The sequence below is a fragment of the Beijerinckia mobilis genome (assembly GCF_000745425.1).
Classification (GTDB): domain Bacteria; phylum Pseudomonadota; class Alphaproteobacteria; order Rhizobiales; family Beijerinckiaceae; genus Beijerinckia; species Beijerinckia mobilis.
This window is the reverse complement of the sequence record NZ_JQJH01000003.1, coordinates 45,486-65,760: the sequence shown is the minus strand read 5'-3', so window position 1 is coordinate 65,760 and position 20,275 is coordinate 45,486. Positions and strand designations below refer to the sequence as shown.

Genomic DNA, 20,275 nt, shown 5'->3' with positions numbered 1-20,275 from the left:
AGCTGCTTTCGCTTGGCAAGCTCCACAGAGAGCAAGGGAGCCAGAGAGGGCCATCGGCTGGAAAAAGAACAATAATTTAACATTATTCAGAAAGCTTGCGGCGCCGACGCCTTAAATTCTGCGCAAAAGGAGATTAGATATCCGTTGCTACTTTAGTTTAGCACTTGATCTTGACGTTAAGGTGATCCGAAAATAGGTACCAAATCTGTTGCGACTGAGAATGAATAAACATAAGCAAAAGATTTGCTGCGGAATGCACCCAACTGGTGGGAAACCGATTCAGTTTTTCAACCAAGGGCTTCCTCGAGATCAAGATCTAAAGATGGCTTGACCGAAACAATCAGATCTGGACATAGTATTAAATGGCTGTGATCAACATTCATGCGAAGGGAACCCAAGGCTGTTTTTAATGAAACCAGGAATTCCCGCAATAAGCGAAGAGCCTAACACCTTCCTGCGCAGGTTGAAATTGGCGTTTATTTTTTATTTCCAAAAAACAACGAGATAAGTTTATGTCGCACCCAGAACGAATTGCGCTCTTTATTGATGGCGCAAATCTATATGCAACAGCCAAATCGTTAGGATTTGATATAGACTACAAGCGACTTCTTAAGGAATTTCAGAGCAAAGGCAAGCTTATCAGAGCCTTTTATTATACAGCGCTCGTCGAAGATCAAGAATATTCATCGATCAGACCGCTAATCGATTGGCTTGATTACAATGGTTATTCGGTCGTCACGAAACCGACTAAGGAATTCGTCGACTCTCTCGGGCGCCGGAAGGTCAAGGGCAATATGGACATTGAGCTCGCAGTCGATGCGATGGAAATGGCCGAACATCTTGATCACATCGTGCTCTTTTCCGGAGACGGTGATTTCCGCTCCCTCGTCGAAGCCGTCCAGCGCAAAGGTGTCCGCGTTTCCGTCGTTTCCACCAATACAACGCAACCGGCTATGGTTGCCGACGAATTGCGTCGCCAGGCTGATGAGTTCATCGACCTCGTTCATCTCGCTTCTAAAATCGGAAGGGAACAAAACGAGCGGCTCGACCGCGGATCTCCTAAAATCCCTGAACGGCGCACTGCGCCGGTAGGGTTCGATCACGACCTTCCCGATACTTGAACGATTCACGACAAGCCTTGATCAGATCCGTTTCAGGCCGGCTTGACCGGCCTTATTTTATCGCCCCTGTCTCATCCCCTGCCCGGCAGAATCCTTTAACTGATGGACCAAGCCGTGACCCGTTCCCTGTTTCCCGAGCCTGAAACGAACTGTTCTCTTTGTGCTCGCCTCACTCAATTACGCACATCCTTGCAGCAGACGGAGCCTGATTGGCATAACGCCCCTGTGCCAACCTTCGGCGATCGGTCAGGCAGACTTCTCATAGTAGGATTAGCGCCCGGATTGCGAGGTGCGAACCGAACCGGCAGACCTTTTACAGGCGATTATGCGGGCGATTTACTCTATGCGACACTCAATCGCTTCGATTTTACAGATGGCACCTATGCGGCCAACCCTGCCGACGGTTTATCGCTGATCGACTGTGCCATCACCAATGCCGTTCGCTGTGTACCACCGCAGAACAAACCCACGCCTGATGAAATCCATCATTGCCGATCATTTCTAAGACAAACCCTCGACGCCATGCCCAGGCTGTCAATCCTTCTTGCGCTCGGACGCATTGCTCATGAAAGCATTTTGCGCGCGCTCGACCTCAAGCCAAAAGCTTATCCATTTGGACATGCCGTGCGTCACGATCTCCCATATCGAACATTGACCCTGTTCGATAGCTATCATTGTTCGAGATACAATACAAATACAGGAAAATTGACAGAAGATATGTTCAATAAAGTGTTTAACGATATTCGAGACTCACTGAAGTGACATCGGCACTCAGACGAACACGATTCACCCCAATATCGTCTTATTAACCAGGAACACGCTTCAAAAGCGCCGTAGCAGAAGCGATATTCCTCGCTGCCCGGTGTAAGTTCGTAGCCGTTTCCGCCAAAGCCTCTTCCAAGGAACATATGCGGTATAAAATACTGAAAACCGCATCGATACCGTAGCCATGGACGATATCAACGTCAGCACCAAGAGATCCCGCAATAGCAATCACAGGCTTGCCATAGCGCTTGGCCACCCTTGCGATACCGATTGGCGTTTTGCCATGAATTGTTTGGCTATCGATCCGTCCTTCTCCGGTTATGACGAGATCGGCATCGGCAACAATCGCCTCAAAGCCCACCGCCTTCATGATGATATCAATACCCGGACGGAGTTCTGCTCCGAGGAATGCAATGAATGCCGCTCCCAACCCTCCGGCCGCTCCGGCACCTGGAATATCGGCAATTGCGACACCAAGATCCCGCTTTATACAGCACGCATAATGCGAAAGATTGGCATCGAGATTTTTGACCAAATCGGGAGTAGCCCCCTTCTGCGGGCCGAAGATCGCCGAAGCGCCTCGTGGTCCAATAAGGGGATTGTCAACATCACAGGCAACTTCAATCCGGCATGACGCAAGGCGAGAATCGAGCGCGGTGGCATCAATCCGTGCGAGCTCGGCAAGCGCCCCGCCACCGAACGACAAATCTTTTCCATTTTCATCGAGCAGACGCACACCAAGCGCCTGAATCAGGCCCGCCCCTCCATCATTCGTCGCGCTACCGCCCAAACCGACGATGAGATGCCGCGCGCCGCGATCCAAAGCCGCACAGATCAATTCACCAACCCCATAGGTCGTCGTTCTCGTGGGATCGCGTTCGCTGGGAGCGATCAGCGCCAATCCCGCCGCCGCGGCCATTTCAATAACCGCCGTCCTCCCATCACCACTCATGCCATAGAAGGCGTCCACATTAGGCCCCAACGGGCCTCTGACTTTTACCTTGTGGATTTGCCCACCCGTCGCCGCGACCAAAGCTTCAACAGTTCCCTCACCACCATCGGCCATTGGCAATGTAACATAGTCAGCATCAGGATAGATTTCTCGAAATCCCCCCTCCAGTGCCTTCGCCACTTGCAGGGCCGACAAAGATTCTTTGAAAGAGTCCGGGGCAATTACGATCTTCATGGAATCCTGGCGACTATAGGTATGAAAAGCAGCGAAACCCGATCCTATCCAGTTTCGGAAACACCTGGAGCCAAACAGAGGAAGGCTAAGCCAAGTGGGATCAAGCCTCGAGGAGGCACGCAAATTAACTTAGCACCTCCCCAAGGTCGATATTCAACCTACGACGAGTCATGGGCAACGCCAATAGACCTGACCATATGGATTGACAACCTGGACACATGCGGCTCTGAGAGTCACGACTACCTCACCGCCGGCGACTGCACCCGCGGCATAGGCCCGCCTTGTCGTCCTTCGAGCGACACCCGCGTAACTCATCGCCTTCAGAGCGCGGCCGATATAGCATGAGCGCTCACGAGGAAGCTGCTACCCGACATAGGTCCTCGCCCATCGTCTGCAAACAAAACAAGCATGGCTGTCGTCATTCCCGAGTATCGAAAACAAGAACTTCTCGACAGTAACTTTCATTTTTGGTCTGCCAAGGGTGTGCTTTTGGGAATTTCATCGAGATGCGGCAATTGTTCAATCATGACTTTCTGTGCATCGCTCGGTGCCGTAAAGGTGAACGCATCTGGCAGGAAGGATACACCAGTCTTCCAGCTCTTGAAACGAATCGAATACTGCGGCGCACCAGCGACCGTCTTGCTTGTAATCACATATTTTCTGGGGATTGGCTTAGCACCAACTTCTACCCATCGGAAACTCGGCCCAATTTTCTGAAATTTGATGGAGGAAGGAAGTGTAAGAGGACACTCTCGCAACATCACGACAAGAAAATTATATTTACGATAGAGGCATACGCTATTCATATCAAGTCCGGCGACGAACTTCTTCTACTTCTACCCATGACAAGCTTTTTGCGCAGGAAACGGAGGAAATCTCTGTCTCTTTACGTATATAGTCAATTGATCATTATGATAATATTGAACATATTATTTTCAGCGATCATTTTACAAATATTTGAGCGGCGCCGCGCAATAAGAACACATTCTTCCGGTTGGATCGCAGTCTGCAAACAAGTCTGCTGTCATCCCTTATTGAATTAAAATAGTCCAGATAACCAATTCTCGTATCTAAGATATAACGATTCTTTGCAGAATCAAATCGGCTACTCCAAAATAATTATCCCGACTTTCTGCCGGAATTGTCTCCAAAGTCGCCAGTTCGAGCGTCGTCTACTGTCCAACAGAACGGGTCAAAAGATACGCGATGTAAGAACGCACCTACTGCTCAAGATTAGCTGCTCCCGCTGGCTACGCAAGCTTCAGACAAGATTTAACAATTAAAAATCTTCTTAGTCCTACAGGAGCAGCACAGTGAGTTTCTTGATCGGTATAATCATCGCCGTTGGCTGCATGCTCGGTGGTTTCGCAGCAATGGGGGGCCATATCCAGGTTATCTGGCAACCATGGGAATTCGTCATTATCGGCGGCGCGGCGCTGGGTACATTCATCATAGCCAATAAGATGAAGACGATCAAAGACACAGGTTATGCCATTGGAGAGGCCGTCATGGATAAGTCTCTCAAACAAAGAGATTACCTCGATGTTCTTGGCGTACTCTATACGTTAATGCGCGAGATGCGTGGCAAGGCCCGTAATGAAGTCGAAGAGCACATCGACAATCCAGACGAATCGGCAATTTTCCAGAATTTCCCACGCGTACTCGTTAACAAGAATCTCACAAACTTTATTTGCGACTATTGCCGTTTGATTATTATCGGCAATGCACGCGCCCATGAAATCGAAGCTTTGATGGACGAGGAAATTGAGACGATCCTGCATGACACGTTAAAACCGTACGATGCCTTGACCATTGTTGCGGAATCGCTTCCCGCACTCGGTATTGTCGCTGCCGTACTTGGTGTCATCAAAGCCATGGGAGCCCTAGATCAATCCCCGGAGTTACTCGGCCACCTTATCGGCTCCGCACTCGTCGGTACTTTCGCTGGAATTTTCTTATCCTATGGCATTCTTTCACCATTGGCGACTAAAATAAAGACAGTCCGGGAAAATAAATCACGCCTATACATTATTGTTAAACAGACTCTCCTTGCGTTCATGAATGGTGCGATGCCACAAATTGCACTCGAACATGGCCGAAAGACAATTTCTTCATCCGACCGCCCATCTATCGACATTGTCGAAAATGAAACGGTTGCGGGAGGTGCGGGTAAAGCGGACGACAACACAAAGCAAGCGGCCTGACTTACATGCTCGATACACAAGCCCAGTCAACAAAACATTTAACCGGTCCAGAACGGCTCCTCGATACAACGGGAGTATCGATAGACCGCATGCCAATGTTGCATGTAATCTTTGAACGGATAGCCGCCTATTGTTCCGAAAGCTTACGGCAATACTCTACTGCCCCGGCAGTTTTCACCGTCGCGTCGATCAGTACAGAAAAGATCGGAGATATTTTAGACGTCTACGAAAGCAACGCCGTCGTCTCCATTATCCATGTCCAAGCTTGGGATTCTCGTATCCTGGTAGGCTTCGATCGAGCTCTCATATCAACCTTGATAGAGACATTCTATGGTGGCGATGGAAGTGAACCACCCAACACCCAGAAAAGACCACTTTCTAACATCGAGATCAAGCTAGCCCATACTATTTTCGACCTCTTACCCAAAGTATTACAGAATAGCTTTGCAAATATTTCCGATACGATTTTTAAATTCGAACGAATTGAAACGAAGCTTGATTTCGCGGTGATTGCACCGAGAAACACCTATGGGTTCATAACACGAATGAACCTCCGCATTCTCGGCCGACACGGGGAAATGTTTATAGTCATACCGCAATCCGCGTTGAATTCAATTCGCCAGGAACTCGGGCGTGATCTCTCTCGCGAAACAATTTCGAGAGATCCTCGATGGACCACACAAATCCAGAACGAAATAAGCCGCACTGAAGTTGAAGTATGCGCAATCATTGAGGATAATCATTTTGTTCTTGGGGATTTCACAGATTTAAAAATTGGACAGGTTCTCACTTTACAGGCAACGACAAAGAGCAAAGTTAAACTGGAATGCAATTCAGAACCTCTATTCTGCTGCCAAGTCGGTCAGGAAGATGGCTTTTATACACTTCGTATAGATAGTTTTGTAGATCAGGATAAGGATTTTATCGATGGTTTAAATGGGTTATGACTCAGTAAAAACGTAAACAGCGTGATTATCATATGACGTGATAATTACATAACAAAACCATCGCAAATTTCATGATCTTCTTACAGCAAAATAAAAATCCTCCGAGTTAATCATACAATAACACGGCCGATACTGATAATTCGATACATCCAAATATCAACAGGTTTATTCCCACAACAGCAGGTTTTATTTTATGTCCGACGAAATCTTGATAGAAACAAAAGATACTCCAGCAGATTTAAGCATGTCAAAAGATGCCTCAGTCCGTAACATCGATACAATCTTACGCATTCCGGTAACGGTCCAGGTTGTTCTCGGCTCAGCGTCAATGCCCGTTTCAAATCTTCTGAAGCTCGGTAGAGGAGCTGTGATCCCGCTGGATCATCGTGTTGGAGAACCCGTTGATATTGTCGTCAATGGCCGAGTCATTGCACGCGGAGAGGTTGTCGTCGTCGATGAGGACAGTTCACGCTTCGGTGTATCATTAACAGAAGTGATTGGGCCCGGAGATATAGGTTCCTGACTATGACAATTTTGGCCCAATCGACAAATTCTCAACTAGAGCGTGTACTCAAAGGCCCCAATAAAGTCGCAGCATTGTTCCTCGCTATGGGCAAGCCCGCAGCAGCTCGATTACTAAAGCATTTCGATGCAGACGAACTCAAATTGATAACCCGATCGGTCGCTGATCTAGGTTCGATCCCAATTCCGGTTTTAGAGAATATCGTAGAAGAATTCGCTCAACAATTTGTCAGTGGCGTTGATCTACTTGGCTCTCCAACTGAAGTTGAACAACTCCTAGCGGGAATTCTTTCACCTGAGCAAATCGCCGACATCATGGCTGATGTTAAAGGCAATTCGAATCATGCCATGTGGGATCGTCTTTCATCAATATCCGAAACTGTTTTTGCGACTTATCTCAGCCGGGAACATCCGCAAACCGCGGCATTCATTCTCTCAAAGGTGGTTCCCACCTGCGCTGCAAAAGTAATGGGCCAATTACCTCGCGATCTCCGCAATGAATTGATGCGCAGAATGGTCAGCATTGCATCCGTGACAGAACCTGCAATGCGTATCATTCAAAGTCAATTGGCTGAGGACCTGCTTCTGAATCTGTCACGTCAAAACGGCAACGACCACAACGCAAGAATGGCCGATATCATTAATAAGATGGAAAAGGAACAAATGGAGGATGTTCTCCAAAGTCTTGCGGCTAGCCGACCAAAAGCTGCAGAAACATTACGCGGCCTTCTCTTTACCTTTGATGATATTACCAAGCTCCAGCCGAAGGCACGCATGGTGCTATTTGACAAAATACCGACAGAATTGGTCGTTCTCGCGTTGAAAGGAACTGACAGTGCTTTCCGCGATGCGATCTTGTCATCACTCGCGGCACGTGCTCGCCGAATTGTTGATGCAGAACTTGCGAGTGGCGGCCCTGCATCGCATCGAGACGTGATCAAAGCACGCCGTATGATCGCAGATACCGCACTCGAACTCGCCGAAGCTGGAGAAATCGAGCTGAATTCATCAGAAGATGAAGACGAAATCTTTGATTAAAGAACAGGCCATACACCGCATTTTTGATAGTTATGTATCGTGGCGCTTTGCGTCGGATTGATGCCACCATACTAAAAGACACTCGAGATTTTGAGGGATTGGGCATCTAACAATGGGAGAACAGCCTGATCACGAGAGCCAAACAGAAGAACCCACTGCAAAAAAGCTTGCCGATGCCATAGAACAAGGCAATCTCCCAATGTCTCGGGAGGTTACCGTTTTTTTCTCGATGCTCGGCCTCACAATTGTCAACGCTTTTATATTTCGCGATTCGCTTGCTTCCCTCGGCATCCAACTCCGATATATCATCAACAATCTCGATCAAATTCCCTTAGGAACTCAACTAGATGCCAGTAATTTATTTTGTCTTATCCTATTTGAATCTGGCTCCAGGATATTACCAATTATCCTTCCATTGCTGTGCGCCGGTCTTGTAGCAAATATTGCCCAAACCAAATTTCACATCATCGGTAAGCGTATACAACCTGATTTTGGCCGCGTTTCGATTTCAGCTGGATGGAGTAAATTATTTGGCTTAAAAAATCTCGTCGAATTCTTAAAAAACTTCGCGAAACTTGCAACAATTTCTATTCTGCTATTCATTGTCTTGAAAGGTAATCAGGATAAGCTTGTTAGCACTATGTTCTACGATCCTTCGCTATTGCCAGAATTGATCCTAAATTTATCGATGCGTTTGCTATCAGTCATCTGCATAGTGACACTTGTACTGGCGACGTTAGATCTTCTGTGGGTAAAAGGCCAATGGCGGCGAGATCTCCGCATGAGCAAACAAGAAATAAAGGAAGAGTTTAAACAAATCGAAGGTGATCCGTTCGTCAAAGCAAAAGTGCGCTCTATCATGCTGGATCGCGTTCGTAAAAACATGATGGCATCCATTCCGAAAGCCACGGTTGTTATTACGAACCCAACACATTTTGCGATAGCATTACGTTACATACGCGAAGAAGGCGGCACACCTATTGTTATCGCCAAGGGAACCGATCTGATCGCACTGAAAATTCGTGAGATTGCCGAGGCACATGAAATCCCCATCGTGGAGAACCGTCCTCTCGCTCGAGCTCTCTATGATAAAGTGGGAGTCAATGATGCGATTCCGACTGAGTTCTACCGAGCTATTGCCGAAATTATTCATTATTTAAACACGAAACGAACACCAGGCGCGATCGCTCGCTGAAGAATAGCGACATCAACCTTCCTTCCGACACAAGGTGTTCGTGCAATTGATTGAATGGAATGCCTTTCTTTTTTGACATCTTCAATTTTAACTGGCTGATCATGGCATTTGAAGACCGCGTCACGGTAAGGTCAGGCTGGTGCAAGCTTGGTAATTGAATATATGCCTTAATTACGGAGAGGCACTTATGCTTACCTCGGCCTTATATTACAATATGACGATGCGTGATTACACCAAGAGTTTGGAAACTACTGCATCAGACCCAAGCGTCGCTCGCGAGTCAAAATATTACCTCGACAACATCTCCAAGGTAAAATCTATTGATGACTTCGTCAATAATACCCGGATTTTCAACTACGCGATGAAGGCATTTGGGTTAAGTGAGATGACCTATGCTAAAGGAATGATCCGGAAAGTTCTCGAAGAAGGGACGAGTGATTCCAATTCACTCGCTAATACGCTCAACGATTCACGATACAAAGCATTGGCTGAAACTTTCAATTTTGTCGCCACTGGCACTGATACGACGAACACGACAGCGACCGGACAAAGTGTCGTTGATAAATATGTCGAAATGCAACTTGAGACCAATGTAGGAAAAAATAGTACCGGCGCTGAAAAGGCACTCTACTTAAAACGCGTTGCTCCTACAATCACGAGTCCATACAGTATCCTTGCCGACAAAACACTCCTGTCTATTGTCCAGACCGCATTTAGCCTTCCTACGTCAATGTCAACACTCAGTATTGATGTTCAGGCAAAAATGATCAGTGCAAAACTTAATGTCGCCGATCTCCAAGACCCGACTAAGCTCGACAAATTTATTAATCGCTTTATCACGATGTACGATATAAACAATCCTGATAGTGGAAGCACGTCGGCGACCAATGCCCTTCTTGTTCAATCCAGTGGCATTAGTTCTGACCTCCTATTGAGTCTAGCTAACCTCAAGCTCGGAGGGTATTGATCTATGCAGTCCAATTTATATGTAGGGCTCTCCGGACAACTTCTAATGGAACGCCGTCTCAATACAATAGCAGCGAATATGGCGAACCAAAGCGTCGCAGGCTATCGGTCCGAGGAAGTCTCATTTCATACAATCCTCGCAAAGACCGACAAATATCCTGTAGCTTATGCCGGAACCGGGCAAAGCCACATTTTACGAGCATCTGGAATTGTAACCAAAACGGATAATCAACTCGATATTGCAGTGCAAGGAGATGGATGGCTAGCGCTGCAGACACCTGCAGGAACTGTCTATACTAGAGATGGTCGAATGCGCATGTTAGCGACAGGTGATCTTGTAAGCCTCGACAACCATCCAGTACTTGACGCCGGCAACACGCCCATTCTTCTCGACCCGGAAGCTGGACCAGTGACAATTGCCAAAGATGGTATGATCACCCAAAATGGGCGGCAAATCGGCGCTATTGGTCTCTTTGAACTTAGCAACAACGCAAAACTTTCGCGTTACGGAAATTCAGGGGTCATCCCCGACAAGTCCGCGACGCCAATTCTCGACTTTACCTCGAATGGGATTGCTCAGGGGTTTAGCGAGGGGTCAAATGTGAATCCGATTATGGAACTAAGCAAGCTGATGACCATTTCGCGTAATTTCGAACAGATCTCCACGGCTATGCAAAATTCAGAAAATTCTCTGCGTGACTCGATTAAGACCCTCGGTGGCGCCTGACAAAACCAAGCTATTTCTCCGATACAATGCCCTTAGCGATCACAGCGTTGACAAGCTGAGAATCATTTAACTCTATCTGTATGTGATACAATAATACACAATTGTCAGAATAGACTTACTGCCTAAAAAGCAAAGGCTACACATTGGAAGCAACTTGCAGAAAGCTGGAAAAGCATTTTGGCCCCGCTAGACTTACAAAAAAGCAGGCACAGCTAGTCTTTACGGTATTTTCAATTTAAACAAAATCGAGTTACGATTGTCACCAGTCGAGTTTGCATGGCTGCTGAGTAAAACATTTGAGAAATATCCTAAGCACTCTGATTCGCGTATATTTTAGTGCGCGATAGAGCGCTACGTTCCCTGTGCAAGATCGGAAAGCTCATCGTGCGTTCCCTGACACGACTTTATCAATCGCTTAACCCGCTAAATCAAAATGTTTCCTTAGTAAAGATTGCTGGTGTTGTGACGAAAGTCACACCCTCTGCAATCGAGGTTAGCGGATTGTCACCATTTCTTAAACTCGGTGAATATGTCCGATTCGACCACGATCACATGATGTCGATGGGTGAAGTTGTCCGTATAGAACGTAACACAGCAACGATCAAGATGTTTGATCAAACCTCATCTGTCGGATTAGGTGACAAGGCATGGCATGAAGGTGCATTCGAGCTTTTCCCCGAAAAAAGTTGGAAGGGGCGTGTCATCAATGCGCTTGGCCATGCTATCGACAATCAAGGTCCTCTTCTCGCGGGCGAGAAACGTCAATTGGTCGATACCGTTCCACCCGCGGCGATGGATCGCGCCCGAGTGACTAAACCATTGCGGACAGGCGTGCGCGTCGTCGACCTGTTTACTCCGCTTTGCGCCGGCCAACGGATTGGAATTTTCGCGGGATCTGGTGTCGGTAAATCGACGCTTCTAGGCATGCTTGCCCGATCCCGCGCGTTTGATACCGCTGTTATCGGACTGGTAGGAGAACGCGGCCGTGAAGTTCGTGAGTTTCTCGATGATGTCTTAGGCGATCATCTCACTCACGCGGTGACAGTTGTCGCAACCGGTGACGAAAGCCCTCTCATGAGACGTCTTGCACCAAGAACTGCGACCAGCATAGCGGAGTTTTTCAGGGATCAAGGAGAGAATGTACTTCTCATCCTCGATTCCGTAACACGTTTTGCTCATGCCGCACGTGACGTAGCCCTTGCTGCTGGTGAGATGGCGGTCGCACGTGGCTACCCACCCAGCGTCTTTTCTGATCTTCCCAAGCTGCTCGAACGCGCCGGTCCAGGTGTCGAAGGTAGCGGCTCGATTACGGGCATTTTTTCCGTTCTCGTCGATGGAGATGATCACAACGACCCTATAGCGGATTCAATTCGTGGCACGCTCGACGGTCACATCGTTCTTGACCGAGCAATTGCAGATCAAGGTCGCTTTCCTGCCGTCAATATCTTGCGCTCAATTTCTCGTCTGTCACAGCATGTCTGGACACCAGAACAACAGAGCCTTGTCTTAAAATTGCGTGGGCTTATCGCTCGTTATGAAGATACACAAGATCTTCGTCTCATGGGCGGCTATCAGGCTGGAAGCGATTCTGAGCTCGACCAAGCCATTGCGCTCGTACCAAAAATCTATCATGCAATGGAACAAACACCACGATCCCAGTCCAGTGTTGATTCTTTCCGAGAACTAGCAGAAATTCTACACGACAAAGGATAATATTCGGTTGTCACCCACATCGCACATTTCTATTTCGAGCTGGCTACATCACTACAGAGCTTCTCACTGGACCTTATAAACTCTACCTGTTCGATTTCTGCAACTCTTGCAAGCGTATTATGGAGGGGCCACCTCACATTTGAAGGAGTGATGCTGCGATTTGAATAGGACGATTATGGATAGCAGCATGACGGATGAGATCATAACGAAACGAGTGCTCCTACGATTTGTCGTAGAAATGATCATCCGTGAAGAAGTCTGCAGCCATTGAATGAATGGAAAGAACTTTTTCCGGAAAGTATTTGTATTTTCCGAATTTGATAGACTGTGGGCGGGTTTCTCGCAAACTGATCACAAGCTTTGAGTTTGATTTTCTGGTTTTCAGGAAAGCGGAGGATCATTCGGGCTTCGGCCACGGGAAAGGCGTTAAAGAGGCCATCAGCACCTGTTTCGCGCGCGGCTGGATCAGATCCTGGACACGCAGCATCCGCTGGTGAAGCTAGCGGCGACGAGCGACTGGGGCTTTGTCGAAACCCGGTTCGGCACCGCCTACACTGACGCGGTCGGGCATCCACCCCTACCGACGTAATTGATGGCTGGTCTCGCGATCCTCAAGCACGTGTTCGATCTGTTCAATGAGAGTTGTCTGATCGCTGGATGCCCCCTGTTATCAGTAGTTCTGCGGAGAAGAGTTCTTCCAAGACAGTCTTTCCTTCGGCCAATCCTCGATGACCTGCTGGTGGCAACGTTTGAGCGAAGGCTGCCAAGGAACCCCGCTCACGAAGCGAGATGGGGTGGGCGGAGGAGGGAGAGAGAAACTCGCCGCGCTCCTGTAGGAGTGTCTGGCGACTGCGACACGCATTGGAGCGGCCAAACCACCGACTTCACCAATACTCGGATCAGCTTCGACACATCCGGCCGATTATCAACGGAACAGCACCGAAAGCCAGACTGCCCAAACTGACAAACAGAGTAACGCCATCGAAGGTTGGAAGGCTGCACAAGGCTACGCCAAACAGGAAAACAGCACTCATCAAAGGCCAGAGAATACCTGTCAAAAAGATCCGGGACGAGCGGTAGTCTGTACGCAGGCACCATGCACAAGCCAGACAACTGAGAGCATAATAAAAGGCGATCTGAAAGCCGAGCGCATTGGCGGAAGCTTTCATGATCGCGCTGACGCTGGATAGAGAGGAGGAAAGCAGCAACAGTCCAAGCCCGATCACCGTCACCAGTACGGTCGAAAGCCAAGGCGTTTGATGAGTGGCATGAACCCTAGCGTAGCGTTGCGGGAATACGCCGTCGCGCGCCATGGCAAATAATGTACGCGTGAACTGCAGAATATTGGTTTCCAATGTGCCTACCGTGCTCAGAATGACGGCAATCACAGCCACAAAACCCCAGGGAGCCGGCAGGATCCTGCCTGCAACAACGGACACGATATCCGTACCGGCGTTTTGAATCTCGTCATCGTTCAGCGTCAAAAGGCACGCGGCGCTGAAGCCAATCAGCATGAGCATCAAGAAAAACATGGCGAGAACGGAAGCGACACCACCGCTGCGTTTGGCATCGCGCGTCTCTTCGTTCAGATTCGCGGTGACGTCCCAACCAGCGTAAAAGAATACGGCAACGAGCGCGCCTGACAGGAAGAGCGAGGGAGTAAAACCTTGTCCTAGCAATCGGCCAAGGCTCAAGGCATGCGCCGGCTGTCCGGACGAGGTGAACAAGGCCGCAACGATGAGACCGACGACGATCCCAACCTCGACCAATGTCATGGCGATCTGAAAATAACTGGAAAGCTTGATGCCTTTCAGCACGATCAGCCCGATCAGGACCATGAGGAGCGCCGCAGTCGAGGTCACAACTGTCATGTCCTGCGCAAAGCCAGGGGCCATAATTTGCAGCAGCGCCGTGGCGGCCGGCATAGTCCCAGATACCATGAACAGGGCTGACATCACCAGCATTGCCCAACCCGCGAAAAATCCCAGCACCGGGTGCAGCATTCGTTTGACCCAGATATAGGCGGCGCCTGCATTGGGATCGATCCATGTCAGATGTAGAAAGGCGAAGGCCACGCCAAACATGACCAAACCGCTGATCAGCAGGCTTGCAGGGGCTAGAATGCCGGTGACGGCGATCAGCGTCGCCGTTGTGGCCGCCATACTATAGGCCGGCGCTGTTCCGGCAATTCCCATAATGACCGCTTCAGGCAAGCTCAAAGCGTCGGGTTTCAGGCCAGGGCCGACTTGGTCGGTCATTCTGTTCCACCAATCCTCGTTCCACGGCCCAGGTGTAGCAGCGCGCAAATATCGTCGCGGATGATCGCTATTATCGCGGGCGCGCGCTCAGATTCATTGCAAGCATAATCGCAATCATTGGCCATCTCCCCACAATGATTGCAACCACGGCCGGTCGAGAAAACCACCCCATTTGCCTCTCATCAGACCGGCAGCCCAGCGGCCAGCATCTGCTCTTTGATTTCCAGTGCCCTATTGGGCTCGAGCGTTTGGGCATCACGACACGAAAGCGGTAAATCTGTCCGACTTTAGCGAATATATGCGGAACTCAGGCCAGCTGGATTGTGCAGACGGGCTAATTTTCTGGCTCTGAGAGCTCGGCAGAGCGTAGTCTCGTCGATTTGAGGTCGTGCCGGCAATTTGGACAGGCTGTTAAGCGCATTCCTCCGAGAAGAACGGACAGAAATGAAAACGACGAGAAATCACTTTAATGCGGACTTTAAGGTCAAGGTCGCGATGGAGGCGTGTGGCGAGCTGACGCTGGCAGAATTGGCGGCCAAGCATAACATCTACCACACGATGATTGGCGTCTGGAAGCGCCAGGCGATGGAAGGTGTGGCCAACCTGTTCGACGGCGGGGATCGGACCCCGAAGCATCCAGCGTAGCAGAGACGAGAAATTGCGCGCTGAGATTGGGCAGTTGCTGATTGAATGAGATTTTTAGCAAAAGCCTCCAGTCAATAATTGATCCGGCTCACCTCCATTTGTCGATCACGGTGCAATGCCGGCTGCGATCGGTCAGCGGCTTGGCCTATATTTTGGCCTGTGCCGTAGAATGACACGCTCGCACTGGTCACGGTGATCGGCATCGTATCCACGGATTGTCCATGATATGCAGCCATCAAATAGCTCGACATCTGCCGAACCTCGAGGTTGCTGTGGGCCGCCGCCTGTCTGGCGGTTGATCGCGAGAGATGGGGTCTCGTGGCGATGGAGATTTAAATCAGCATGGATGATCGTGGCCGGTGGATGGACAACGTCTTCATCGAGCGCCTGTGATGTTCCCTGAAATAAGAATGTATCTACCTGCACGCCTTTGAGATCGGATCAGAGCTGGGCTCAGGTCTGGTGCAGTGGTTTGCCTATGACAACACGCACCATAGGTGTCATTCCAGCCTTGCCAGGAAAACTCCGGCAGACGCATATAGACAAATTGGCTCATTGGATCATGGGGCATGGCCCATGATCCAATGACAAAGCTAGCGGCATGGCGACATTAGAAATTCATGTTTATCATGAAAGTGTGGCCACCTCACTTCGACTGCCACCTTTCTGAGAGAAGGCAGGAAAAGAACTCGATTTTGGTCGATACCGTGGATGCCTTAACTGACGATCGCTCCGATCTGCCAAACATAGATGGGCTCTGTACCATTTACCGCGTTGTCACCAAGTATCTTCTCTTTATATATTAAAGGATTATGGCTTGCGGCCGTACGAACATTTCGCCAATGCCGGTCGAGAGCAAGCCTCTCGTCAGTTGCCGAGGCGCTCAGAGCGTTGAAACCTTCTGTTGTTGCCCGCAAGGCATATTCCGCCGCGCTGACTTGTGCCGCAGCGGAGGCAAGTTCGGCATCTATATTCGCTTTATCGTCTGCCGTTTTGTTCCCACTTTGTGAGGTCTCGTAGGCACGCTGTGCGATGTTTGCGGCCTCGAGGGTGACCGCGCGGGCTGCGAATGCGAAGGCACGTGCCCGGCCTACCACCTGCAGGACCTGCGGATCATATCGAGGCAAGGTTCCCGAACCGTGGGAGAACCCTCGCGTGCGCTTCGCTACGAGTTCTGAAACCTCCCGTACCGCAGACAGAGCCGCGCCCGCGAGGACAGAATTCAACACCAACTGGTAGAAGGCCGTCTGATAACGGAAGCGGGTTTCAAAAGGCACGATCCCTTCCGGCTCCACGGTCGCGGCAGTATAAACAGTGGTGCCCGTTCCCGTCAGTTTTTGTCCAAACCCGCACCAATCATCACGTCGCTCAACGCCCGGCTGTGCCGTCTTCACAATAGCGATCACGGGCTCCCCGGTGTCCGTGCGTGTGGCAAATGTGTCGATCCAATCCGCGAAGATCGAGCCAGTCGAATAGTATTTCTCGCCTTCAATGGAGAAATCGTCTCCGGTCGGGGTCACCTTTGTGGTGGTGTCGCCGAGCTTTACAGAACCAACTTCAGTCCAACCATTACCGGCGATCTCCCCCGCCCCAAAGCGCTTCAGCCACAGTTCCCCTTCGTCACGCGGAGCAACGAGACGGTCTTCAACAAGGGCAAGATGGCCTCGCAATGCCTGGGCGATATTTGTATCGGCTTCGGCAAGGTCGATCAACAAATCGAACAATTGTGGCAGGGAGACACCAAAGCCACCGTATTCTACCGGCACACGTAGGGAGGTGAAGCCAGCTTCCTTCAACCACCCGATTTCTTCAAAGGGCAGGATACGTTCGCGTTCGCGCCGGATTGCGCCATCGGCGATCCGTTCAAACAGCGGACGGAATCGCTCCTTGAGTTCTCTGGTTTCTGGAAAAATATTCCGGGCTTCATGCGCAGTCATACCAACGCTCCAATCTACACCATAGACGCCCAGACGGACAGGAGGCCATAGATCTATGATTTATGGGCAGTTTCGATGGCTTTGAACCACTAGAAACCGAGATCTGGAGTGTAGCCAGAATGACTGGAAGGAATCGAGAGTTGAATATTCCATATTCAACGCATTCAAGAGAATGAAATTCCTGATAGTGAGCAAAAGCTAGCAAAATATTCCGAAGGTGCACAATGGCGTGATGAGGTTTCGCTGCGATGATTCAAGTGTACCATCGAGCATAGAGATAATTTTTCTCATCATGGATGATTACATAGTATGTTTTTTCGTATTCAACGGATTAATGGGAAAAACATTCTACTTTGAACGCGCATCAATTGTAGCGTAGCAATAGTCCAATGGCTCTGCTCTGCCAGATGTGCTGAAAGTTTCATGCACGACACGCTTTGTTCAGCTCATGAACGTATTTTGGACGCACCCGTGCTAAGGTCAAAAAGGAACAAATATGGGTTCCCTCACCGATAATCAAATTGATTACGCTGAGCATCCTCGGGTCAATTCCGCGGATCCGGTGCCGCCCCGGCCGCGTCCGGTCGCGCCACCGCATCGGCTGAAGGATGACGAGGACGCTATCGCTATCGCAACCGAATTGGCTGAGAAATTAGCCAAGGGATCGGTGTTGCGCGATAGTGAAAAGCTTTTGCCTCTCACCGAACTCGACCTTTATTCGCAGAGCGGGATTTGGTCGATCCTGATCCCCGAGCGTTTTGGTGGTCCGGGCCTTTCGCATGCGACCCTGGCGAAAGTGATCTCGATTGTCGCCTCGGGAGATCCATCGGTCGCGCAGATTGCACAGAATCATATCGCGATCACCGCTCTTGTCGATCTCGATGGCTCTGAAGAGGAAAAGGCACGCGTTTTCTCCTGGTCACTGGCTGGGTTGAGATTTGGTAACGCCTTTTCCGAATTCGGTGGCAAGAACGTCGCCGATTTCAAAACGCGCGTACGCTTCGAAGGCAACGAAGCTATTGTCAATGGCGAGAAATTCTACACCACCGGCGCTCTCCTGGCCCATATCGTCCCGATCGTTGCCGTCGGTGACGACGGTATATATCTGGTCTTTGCCGATCGCGAGACATCCGGCCTCACTGTGACCAATAATTGGTCAAGCTTTGGCCAGCGCACGACTGCTTCAGGCTCGGTCCGGATTGATAATGTTCGTGTGCCACGGGAACATGCTGTGAAGCTGAAGGACACGGCAGAATATCCGACGGTTCAGGGTCCCGTTTCCCAGATCATCCAAGCTGCTATCGACGCCGGGATCGCGCGCGCGGCGATTGACGACACGATTTCCTTCGTCAAGACGCAAAGCCGTCCCTGGATCGACAGCGGCAAGGAGACGGCGGGAGAGGACCCATACACAATTGCCGCCATCGGTGATCTGAAGCTTCGCCTGCATGCGGCAGAGGCACTATTGGAAAGTGCCGGCAGGGCAATCGACAAAGGCTATCACGCTCCCTCGCTGGAGAACGTCACTGAAGCGACTATCCGGACTGCGGAAGCCAAGGTCCTGACGACGCAGATCGCCATAGACGCCGCAAACAAACTGTTTGAATTGGCGGGTACGCGGGCAACATTCACTCAACTTGGGCTAGACCGGCATTGGCGTAATGCGCGCGTGCACACACTCCATGATCCAGTGCGTTGGAAGTTTTTCCATGTCGGCAACTGGTATCTGAATGGTGTGCATCCACCACGTCATCCCTGGAATTGACAAATCCCTGCCGCGGAGAAAGCCATTCCTGTTCCTCAAGCCTGTTCCTCAAGAACGAATTATTTTGGAATGGCTTCCGCGACATCGATCCAATTATCAGTAGGTCCCGGCAAGGGGCATGTCTGTCAGAGACAACGCGATGGAAAACATGTCTTCTCCCGAAATCTTCTGGTTTCTCCCCACCGCAGGGGATACACGCTATCTTGGCAAATCCGACTTCGGGCGGGAGCCCACCAATGCCTATCTGCGTGAGATCGCTGTAACAGCCGAACGGCTGGGTTATGAAGGCCTGTTGATCCCGACTGGCGCAAGTTGCCAGGACCCATGGGTTACGGCGTCAAGCCTCATCACATCGACCAGCAGGATCAAGCTACTGGTTGCGCTGCGTACTTCGATCATGGGTCCCACGGCCTGCGCGCGGCAGGCGGCGACACTGGACCAGGCGTTGGGGGGACGGCTCCTTCTTAATGTAGTGCCTGGTGGCGATCCCCTTGAGCTGGCGGCAGACGGTGTCTTTCTAAGCCACGATGAACGCTATGAAGAGGCCGATGAATTTCTGACGGTTTGGCGGCAGCTCCTGTCGACGGGGGAGGCATACAGTTTCACCGGCCGATATGTGAAAGTCGAGAATGCCCGCAACTATCATGCTCCGGTGCAACGGCCCCATCCGCCGCTTTATTTCGGCGGGTCGTCTCCGGCCGCCCATGCTTTGGCCGCCAAACATGTGGACGCATACCTGACCTGGGGCGAACCTTTGGCCGCAGTGGCGCAGAAGATCGCCGACGTTCGCATGCGCGCGGCAAGACATGGCCGCACAATCCGTTTCGGCGTCCGTCTTCATGTCATCGCGCGAGAAACCGAAGCCGAGGCTTGGGATGCCGCCAACCGGTTGATCTCGCACTTGACCGATGAGGACATTGCAGCGGCACAAGCCAATTACGCGAAAATGGATTCAACCGGTCAGGCGCGTATGGCAGCCCTGCATGGGGGGCAGCGGGATCAACTGGTTATCGCACCAAATCTGTGGGCAGGCGTAGGCCTGGTACGGGGAGGAGCCGGGACGGCGCTCGTTGGAGCACCAGAACAGATCGCGGAGCGGCTGAAGGAATATCAGCGTCTGGGCGTCGACACTTTCGTATTGTCGGGCTATCCGCATCTCGAAGAGTCCATTCGCTTCGCGGAACTCGTCTTCCCCCTGCTAGGCAAAGCACCAGTAACACTGCAGACTTTGCAGACGGGCGGTGCCTTCGATGTCCGGGCCACCCAACAAACGTCGGCGAGCTGAG

17 protein-coding genes and 1 pseudogene are annotated in these 20,275 nt (G+C 50.4%); 14 read left to right on the top strand and 4 right to left on the bottom strand.

What is annotated here, in order from left to right:
- Nucleotides 1-512 precede the first annotated feature (512 nt).
- Entirely contained in the window at nt 513-1,121 is a 609-nt protein-coding gene (locus DL88_RS04325; protein ID WP_034992514.1) for a LabA-like NYN domain-containing protein, read from the top strand.
- 102 nt (nt 1,122-1,223) lie between these two features.
- Nucleotides 1,224-1,883, top strand: coding sequence for a uracil-DNA glycosylase (locus DL88_RS04320; protein WP_051955581.1), 660 nt, complete (start codon nt 1,224-1,226; stop codon nt 1,881-1,883).
- 43 nt (nt 1,884-1,926) lie between these two features.
- On the opposite strand, the gene DL88_RS04315 is transcribed toward DL88_RS04320, so the two are convergent.
- Both DL88_RS04315 and DL88_RS19750 read right to left on the bottom strand, forming a co-directional pair.
- On the bottom strand, nt 1,927-3,072 hold the full coding sequence (locus tag DL88_RS04315) for a glycerate kinase (protein WP_034992511.1): 1,146 nt from the start codon (nt 3,070-3,072) through the stop codon (nt 1,927-1,929).
- Nucleotides 3,073-3,533: 461 nt separating this feature from the next.
- Nucleotides 3,534-3,878: a DUF2092 domain-containing protein gene (locus DL88_RS19750; protein ID WP_084704923.1), complete on the bottom strand. Its 345-nt coding sequence runs from the start codon at nt 3,876-3,878 to the stop codon at nt 3,534-3,536.
- Nucleotides 3,879-4,385: 507 nt separating this feature from the next.
- On the opposite strand from DL88_RS19750, the gene motA reads away from it, so the two are divergent.
- The 8 genes from motA (at nt 4,386) to fliI (ending at nt 12,384) form a co-directional block, all read left to right on the top strand.
- Complete coding sequence (gene motA / locus DL88_RS04305) at nt 4,386-5,276, top strand: flagellar motor stator protein MotA (RefSeq protein ID WP_034992503.1); 891 nt, start codon at nt 4,386-4,388, stop codon at nt 5,274-5,276.
- Between the two features lie 5 nt (nt 5,277-5,281).
- Entirely contained in the window at nt 5,282-6,223 is a 942-nt protein-coding gene (locus DL88_RS04300; protein WP_034992501.1) for a flagellar motor switch protein FliM, read from the top strand.
- Between the two features lie 244 nt (nt 6,224-6,467).
- Nucleotides 6,468-6,746, top strand: coding sequence for a flagellar motor switch protein FliN (fliN, locus tag DL88_RS04295; RefSeq protein ID WP_245270634.1), 279 nt, complete (start codon nt 6,468-6,470; stop codon nt 6,744-6,746).
- A 2-nt stretch (nt 6,747-6,748) separates the two neighbouring features.
- Nucleotides 6,749-7,783 (top strand): flagellar motor switch protein FliG, encoded by a 1,035-nt coding sequence (locus DL88_RS04290; RefSeq protein WP_034992493.1) that lies wholly within the window; start codon nt 6,749-6,751, stop codon nt 7,781-7,783.
- A 112-nt stretch (nt 7,784-7,895) separates the two neighbouring features.
- Nucleotides 7,896-8,978 (top strand): flagellar biosynthesis protein FlhB, encoded by a 1,083-nt coding sequence (gene flhB / locus DL88_RS04285; protein WP_034992490.1) that lies wholly within the window; start codon nt 7,896-7,898, stop codon nt 8,976-8,978.
- A gap of 187 nt (nt 8,979-9,165) precedes the next feature.
- Nucleotides 9,166-9,945: a DUF1217 domain-containing protein gene (locus tag DL88_RS04280; RefSeq protein ID WP_034992486.1), complete on the top strand. Its 780-nt coding sequence runs from the start codon at nt 9,166-9,168 to the stop codon at nt 9,943-9,945.
- A gap of 3 nt (nt 9,946-9,948) precedes the next feature.
- The gene (flgF, locus tag DL88_RS04275; protein ID WP_034992483.1) at nt 9,949-10,671 is read left to right on the top strand and encodes a flagellar basal-body rod protein FlgF; all 723 of its coding nucleotides are present in this window, start codon (nt 9,949-9,951) and stop codon (nt 10,669-10,671) included.
- A 384-nt stretch (nt 10,672-11,055) separates the two neighbouring features.
- Nucleotides 11,056-12,384, top strand: coding sequence for a flagellar protein export ATPase FliI (gene fliI / locus DL88_RS04270; protein ID WP_034992480.1), 1,329 nt, complete (start codon nt 11,056-11,058; stop codon nt 12,382-12,384).
- Nucleotides 12,385-13,283: 899 nt separating this feature from the next.
- Here the strand turns inward: fliI and DL88_RS04260 are convergent.
- Nucleotides 13,284-14,642: an APC family permease gene (locus DL88_RS04260; protein WP_034992472.1), complete on the bottom strand. Its 1,359-nt coding sequence runs from the start codon at nt 14,640-14,642 to the stop codon at nt 13,284-13,286.
- A 444-nt stretch (nt 14,643-15,086) separates the two neighbouring features.
- On the opposite strand from DL88_RS04260, the gene DL88_RS20740 reads away from it, so the two are divergent.
- Both DL88_RS20740 and DL88_RS20735 read left to right on the top strand, forming a co-directional pair.
- The gene (locus DL88_RS20740) at nt 15,087-15,287 is read left to right on the top strand and encodes a hypothetical protein (RefSeq protein ID WP_245270618.1); all 201 of its coding nucleotides are present in this window, start codon (nt 15,087-15,089) and stop codon (nt 15,285-15,287) included.
- A gap of 336 nt (nt 15,288-15,623) precedes the next feature.
- Nucleotides 15,624-15,875 (top strand): annotated as a pseudogene (locus DL88_RS20735) (integrase core domain-containing protein); the annotation flags it as partial.
- A 128-nt stretch (nt 15,876-16,003) separates the two neighbouring features.
- On the opposite strand, the gene DL88_RS04250 reads toward DL88_RS20735, so the two are convergent.
- Complete coding sequence (locus tag DL88_RS04250) at nt 16,004-17,224, bottom strand: acyl-CoA dehydrogenase family protein (protein WP_034992469.1); 1,221 nt, start codon at nt 17,222-17,224, stop codon at nt 16,004-16,006.
- Nucleotides 17,225-17,720: 496 nt separating this feature from the next.
- On the opposite strand from DL88_RS04250, the gene DL88_RS04245 reads away from it, so the two are divergent.
- Both DL88_RS04245 and ssuD read left to right on the top strand, forming a co-directional pair.
- On the top strand, nt 17,721-18,989 hold the full coding sequence (locus tag DL88_RS04245) for an SfnB family sulfur acquisition oxidoreductase (protein WP_034992466.1): 1,269 nt from the start codon (nt 17,721-17,723) through the stop codon (nt 18,987-18,989).
- A 139-nt stretch (nt 18,990-19,128) separates the two neighbouring features.
- Nucleotides 19,129-20,274: an FMNH2-dependent alkanesulfonate monooxygenase gene (gene ssuD / locus DL88_RS04240; protein WP_210165269.1), complete on the top strand. Its 1,146-nt coding sequence runs from the start codon at nt 19,129-19,131 to the stop codon at nt 20,272-20,274.
- The last annotated feature ends 1 nt before the right edge of the window (nt 20,275 follow it).